This window comes from Microcoleus sp. F4-D5 (assembly GCF_036704885.1).
In the GTDB taxonomy this organism is placed as follows: Bacteria; Cyanobacteriota; Cyanobacteriia; order Cyanobacteriales; family Microcoleaceae; genus Microcoleus.
In genome coordinates this window covers 1-5,871 of the sequence record NZ_JAUBSX010000152.1, presented here as the reverse complement: position 1 = coordinate 5,871, position 5,871 = coordinate 1, and the positions used below count along the sequence as shown (strand labels likewise).

The window sequence follows — 5,871 nt, the reverse complement described above, 5'->3', positions numbered from 1 at the left end:
GCGATGAAGGCGATGACGTAGCAGATGGTGGCACTTAACAGGGTGGGAATCATCAAGACTCCGAACCAACCTACATAAATGCGGTTGTCGGTGCTGGTGACCCACTCGCAGAAGCGTTCCCAGACGTTGGCGCTCTCGCGCTGCTGTAAGGTTGCGGTCATGATTTTATGATTGCTTTATTTGGTTTTCAATGTTCGCGACGGATTTGTGTTCCGCCATGTAAATAAACATAAAGCTTTTATTTCAGTTTGTAAAGGGGTTTTAAGCACAGTTTTTGTTATGAATGTCATAAGCAGCGCTGATAAGAAGCCATAAGGCTTGCTGTATAAGCTTTACAAAAGCAGAGTGGGGATTTTTTGGACGGTCGCACGAGAAACAGAATGCTCGTAATTTAGCTGGGCAATGAGATTATGGACTTCCGTCAGTGTTAAGATAGATGAAGCGTTAGGATGGTAAACCGCAAAACTTGTACTGACAGATATATGTTGTTGCGTAAGTCCGATCGATAAAAGTCCCAAGGAATGTCCCGCACCGTCACCTACAGCCCTGCTTTTACTCTGGTTCCCACTTACGAGTGTTTTAACCGCTGCACCTATTGCAATTTTCGGGCAGAACCCCTGCAAAGTCCTTGGCTGACGCTACCAGAAGCCGAAAAACAGCTCAAGTTCCTGCAAACTCAAGGTGTAATTGAAATTCTCATCCTCAGCGGCGAGGTACATCCTCAAAGTCAACGGCGAAAAGCTTGGTTCCAGCGGATTTACGATTTGTGCGAACTGGCACTTGCTCTGGGATTTTTGCCGCATACTAATGTGGGGCCGCTCAGCTTTGAGGAGATGGCACTGTTAAAAGAGGTGAATGTATCGATGGGGCTGATGCTAGAACAGCTTGCCCCAGATTTGTTACAAACGGTTCACAGGCACGCACCGAGTAAAGTGCCGGCGCTGCGGCTGCAACAGTTAGAATGGGCTGGGAAATTGAAGATTCCGTTTACAACGGGTTTGCTGCTGGGACTTGGGGAAAGTGAGGCAGATTGGATTGAGACATTAGAGGCGATCGCCCGCATTCATTCGCCCTGCAATCACATTCAAGAAGTTATCCTGCAGCCCTACAGTCCCGGAAATCAGCAAATTTGGGACGGTGAAGTTTTTGATGCTACAAAAATGCCGGAAGTAATTGCGATCGCCCGCAGCATTTTACCTGATGAAATCAGGCTGCAAATTCCCCCCAATTTAGTTGCACAGCCAGACATATTGCTGGCTTGTTTAGAAGCAGGTGCTAGAGATTTAGGAGGAATTGGGCCGCGGGATGAAGTTAATCCCGATTATCCTCACTTGCAACACCAAACTTTAACAGAAATTTTAGCAGTATCGGGATGGCAACTTGTGCAGCGTTTGCCTGTTTATCCTCAGTACGATAAGTGGCTGCCGCAGACATTGCAAAATGCTGTAAAACATTGGAGAGCGATTTTAGATGTTAGATGTTAGATTGAAGAATTGAGCCTACTGATAAATCCGGGTGCTTGTCACCAAATTGCTTAATTTTCAGTCATTAATTATTGGTAAGGGGTAATTGGTTGCAAGATTCTTTAAATTGCTGCTATAGAGGTTTTAAATCAAAGAACCGCCCCCATCAATCCACACTTCAGTGCCTGTGATAAAGCTGGACGCATCTGATACCAGAAATAAAACTAATTGCGCGACTTCTTCACTAGAACCGGCGGTATTATCCCTCAAAGGAATTACATCTTGAATCGCATCAGGCGCGACTGGGATGCGATCGAGATTTCGTTTAGAGGTACTTTCCTCAATGGCAGTCACCACCGCACCGGGACAGATAACATTGACTCTGATGTGGCTGGGGGCAAGTTCTAGCGCCAGCATTTTCGCTAAAGCTACTTGGGCCGCTTTGGTGGAAGCGTAAGCTGTGGCGCCAACTTTCTTGAAACTTCTGGTGCCGTTAATCGACGATGTAATGACAATGGAACCTCCTTGTTTTTTCAGATAAGGAACAGCATACTTAACAGTCAAAAACGTTCCTCTGAGGTTGGTATTAATTGTCCGGTCCCACTCTTCGGGTTCTATCTCTTCTATCGGCGACCATACACCGTTAATACCTGCATTTGCCAACACAATATCAATCCTTTGATATTCGTCAAAAATTTTTTGAAATGCCTCTTGCATTTGCCGAGAATCGGCCACATCTGCTGCAATAGCTAGCCCGCAGCCTCCTTCATCGACCAACTGGCGGACGGTTTCTTGCCCGGTTTCTAAAGTGCGATTGATAATAGCAACTTTTGCGCCTTCCTTAGCCATTAAAATTGCTGCTGCACGACCAATTCCCGACCCACCGCCGGTAATAACGGCAACTTTTGGTGAAAGTTTCATAGTTTTTTATGTATTTATGTAAAATAACATTATACACAATCGCATAGCCTAAAAATAGGACTAAAGAGAGAGCTTTAGTCCTACTATAGATAGATTTTAGCTATCAAAAATATGAAAGCAAAAAGTAAAAAGATATCTTGCTTTTGACTTTTTGCTGTTAACACAGTCGTTACGGCTGCGGAACCCAGACAGAAACTGAACCGGCGTTACACCGAAAATCAGCCCAACCATCGTCATTAGTTGTGATTGGTTCTTTGATGTGTTCGGTGATGTCAATATAAGTTCGATTCGGTTGTCCGACTTCCATAAACTTGGTGCCATCGTCTCCGTTACTGAGTACCACAGCCATGCCGCCCGGATGTTCTTCATTTCCGAGTCGCGTCCAGCCAATAGTGTTGGCGTGGTCGAAGTAATCGTACTGATTGCCGTAGGAATAAGTTTGGCGCGCGAACAATAATTTATCGAGAATAAATTGATGCTTGTCTAACCAAATCTCGTATTCGTTGCCATCGTTTCCTGTATCCTTATAGTGATCGCCGTAATAATCCGGGTAGAAAATGCACGGATATCCTTCGCTTCGCAGCAGAATTAAAGCATAGGCAAGGGGTTTAAACCAAGCCTCGACAACTGATTCTAGGGATTGTAAGGGTTGGGAATCGTGGTTGTCAACCAAGGTAACGGCGAGGGTTGGTTGTTGTTGAACGAGGGTGTTATCAAAAATTGTTCGCAAGTCGTAGTTATTGCCGGCCTTGCTAGCAGCGTGGAAGTTGTAGTGGAGAGGTGCGTCAAATAAGGTGACTTTACCGTCTGTTGATTCGATGAAGCTGTGCAAAGCTTCAACTTCATAAGACCAATATTCCCCGACTGCAAATAAGTCGCGTTTGACATAGTTACGAACGTGTTCCAACCATTCTTGGAAAAATTCTGCTTTAACGTGTTTGACTGCATCGAAGCGAAAGCCGTCAACGTTTGTTGTATCGACATACCACTCACCCCAGTATTTTAATTCCCCGGTGACTTCTGGGTTGTCCATATCTAAATCGCAACCCATCAGGTAGTCAAAGTTGCCTTTTTCTAAGTCTACTCCTCGATCGAATTCTTTACCTTTGAGCAGGTAAACGGCATGGGTTTCTGTGTTGTAAACGTTGTAATCAATGGCGTCAAAATGCCACCAATGCCACTCCATGCTGGAATATTTTTTGTCGCGGCCGGGGAAGGTAAAATGCGTCCAAGCTTTGATTTTTTGATATTCGCCTACTGTGTCATTCCGGTTGTCGGGATTGAAGGGTGTGGCTTCGGCTTCTTCTTCTGCATCGGCACCTAATTTGTGGTTGAAGACAACATCGGCATAAATCCGAATTCCAGCATCTTGTGCAGCTTTAATCGCGGCCAAATACTCATCTTTTGTGCCGTATTTCGTGCGTACAGACCCTTTTTGGTCGAACTCGCCTAAATCGAATAAGTCGTAGACGCCGTAACCCACATCCATACCGCCGCCCGTTCCTTTATAGGCTGGCGGCAACCACAGGGATGTAACGCCTATTTTGGCTAAATCTTTTGCAGATTTCGCTAGCTGATTCCACAGGCTGCCGTCAGCGGGGGTGTACCAGTGAAAATACTGCATCATCACGCCATTTAGTTCAGACATAAATTTAGTTTTTCCTGTTTTGTTAAATTGCGATCGACATTTATGTTCGTAGCTCGCTAGTTTACGTATGTCTGCAATCTATGGTTGATAAATATCATAAAAGATGGGGCTGCTCATAAAAATCTATCTGTTGATGTATTGACAACAGAATGTAAATTTGATAATAATTATTTTTGGCAGACTAAAAAATATTAATTGGGTGGCGATTTTGCAGCAACTCGCTCAACTCTGGTGTTCCAAGTACCGTCGATCGCCAATTCAAGCAATCTAAATCCCGGGGGGATTTCGTCAAGGATAATCGGATGACTTTTCGGTAAAAGTTGGATGCAGGTGCTGGGTGTCCCCAAGTAGGTAACTGAGCCCCGCTGTTGTTGAAATTCTTGGTGAATGTGGCCGCAAAGAATGATTTTGATTTGAGGATATTGATCGACAATTGCCAAAAATTCACCGGCATTCTGCAGCATCATTCCATCCATGATTTCACAGTCGATCGGCAGCGGATGATGGTGCAAGGCAATGATAACAGGTCGATCGCCCGTTTGTTGCAGTTGAGAGTCGAGCCAATGCAAGCTTTCTGGGGAAAGTCGCCCGCCGTCGCATCCTGCTTCCACACTCGAAAGTAATAGAAATTGCCAGTTTCCTAGCATCCATGATTTTTCTGGGGAAAGGGGCGGTTGATTTAAGATTTCTGCCATGACTGGGATGTTGTCGTGGTTCCCAGGTATCCAGTAGGCGGGAATTTGTAGGGGGGCGATGAGGGAGACGAGGCGCTGGTAGGATTCGGGTGTTTCGTCTTGGGACAAGTCGCCTGTGAGTAGGAGTAATTCGGGCGGCGGCTGTATCTGTTGCAGGCGATCGAGAACAGCTTGGAGGGTGCGGGCTGTTGAGAGGCCTTTCCATTCTCGATCGAGCTCTGCAAACAAGTGAGTGTCGGTGATTTGGGCGACGAGTAGGGGAGAAACTGGTGTCATGGCGGGTGTTGCGGGCGATCGATGTAGTTCTAGAATAGCCTCGGATGGGTTTTGGGGGTGTGGGAAAAAAAGCCGATTCCCTACGGGATAGCTGCGCTTCACGAAATTTTTGACAGGTATGTTAAAATTTTCGAGATTTGGTGTACTATAAGAAAACGTCAAATTTCTGACGTGACGGCGGCATAGCCAAGTGGTAAGGCAGAGGTCTGCAAAACCTCCACCCCCAGTTCAAATCTGGGTGCCGCCTTTTTTAATTTGTGTGAGATGTGGCTAAGATGCCGTTTGGGCGATCGAGAAAACCCTGTTGAGTTTTGGCTTTATAACAGCGGGCGGATCAGTTGGTGCATAATTCAGATGGACTAGAAGCGCTGATTGATGAGATTAATAGTGAAATTGCGGATTGATGTGATGGACTCTGTTCAGTAGGAAAATCTTCTAATATCAAAGGTAATCATAGATCGAATAGGTATATAGTATGGCTGAAATTCAACTTTTATCTGAAGTTGATGCAGATTACACCAAGCTACACGACTTGTTAGTTAAAAGGAATTGGCTAGGAGCTGATGCTGAGACCACAAAATTAATCTTAACGATTAGTGGAAAAAATCAGAGAGATTATGAATCCTTAACAATTGAAGATATTGAGAAATTCCCTTGCACAGATTTATGCACAATCGATTTACTATGGCAATATTACAGTGATACGAAGTTTGGTTTTAGTATTCAAAATAGGCTATGGAAAATAATTTGTCAGGAAAGACGGGCTAAAGCAAGCTTCTCTACCTTTAGTGAACTAGTACACTTGGGCGTGAATAGAGCTACCATTTATATGTAGATGTAGAAGGTAGAACAGATCGATGCCCAGACT

The 5,871-nt window shown here is 44.9% G+C and carries 5 protein-coding genes, 1 tRNA gene and 1 pseudogene; 3 read left to right on the top strand and 4 right to left on the bottom strand.

Features of this window, described 5'->3' with window-relative positions; all coding sequences use genetic code 11:
* Window positions 1-161, bottom strand: a pseudogene (locus QUA80_RS32855) (photosystem II q(b) protein); the annotation flags it as partial.
* A gap of 360 nt (window positions 162-521) precedes the next feature.
* Between QUA80_RS32855 and cofG the strand changes: the two are divergent.
* Window positions 522-1,484: a 7,8-didemethyl-8-hydroxy-5-deazariboflavin synthase subunit CofG gene (gene cofG, locus QUA80_RS32850; RefSeq protein ID WP_333429099.1), complete on the top strand. Its 963-nt coding sequence runs from the start codon at window positions 522-524 to the stop codon at window positions 1,482-1,484.
* Window positions 1,485-1,607: 123 nt separating this feature from the next.
* On the opposite strand, the gene QUA80_RS32845 is transcribed toward cofG, so the two are convergent.
* From QUA80_RS32845 to cpdA, 3 genes are all read right to left on the bottom strand, one after another.
* Window positions 1,608-2,384, bottom strand: coding sequence for an SDR family NAD(P)-dependent oxidoreductase (locus QUA80_RS32845; RefSeq protein WP_333429098.1), 777 nt, complete (start codon window positions 2,382-2,384; stop codon window positions 1,608-1,610).
* Between the two features lie 169 nt (window positions 2,385-2,553).
* Window positions 2,554-4,032, bottom strand: coding sequence for an alpha-amylase (locus QUA80_RS32840; protein WP_333429097.1), 1,479 nt, complete (start codon window positions 4,030-4,032; stop codon window positions 2,554-2,556).
* 191 nt (window positions 4,033-4,223) lie between these two features.
* A complete protein-coding gene (gene cpdA / locus QUA80_RS32835) occupies window positions 4,224-5,105 on the bottom strand; it encodes a 3',5'-cyclic-AMP phosphodiesterase (RefSeq protein WP_333429096.1) in 882 nt (293 codons plus the stop codon).
* A gap of 74 nt (window positions 5,106-5,179) precedes the next feature.
* On the opposite strand from cpdA, the gene QUA80_RS32830 reads away from it, so the two are divergent.
* Together QUA80_RS32830 and QUA80_RS32825 are read left to right on the top strand one after the other, a co-directional pair.
* Window positions 5,180-5,250: transfer RNA gene (locus QUA80_RS32830), tRNA-Cys, on the top strand.
* A 228-nt stretch (window positions 5,251-5,478) separates the two neighbouring features.
* A complete protein-coding gene (locus QUA80_RS32825) occupies window positions 5,479-5,838 on the top strand; it encodes a GUN4 domain-containing protein (RefSeq protein ID WP_333429095.1) in 360 nt (119 codons plus the stop codon).
* Window positions 5,839-5,871: the final 33 nt, after the last annotated feature.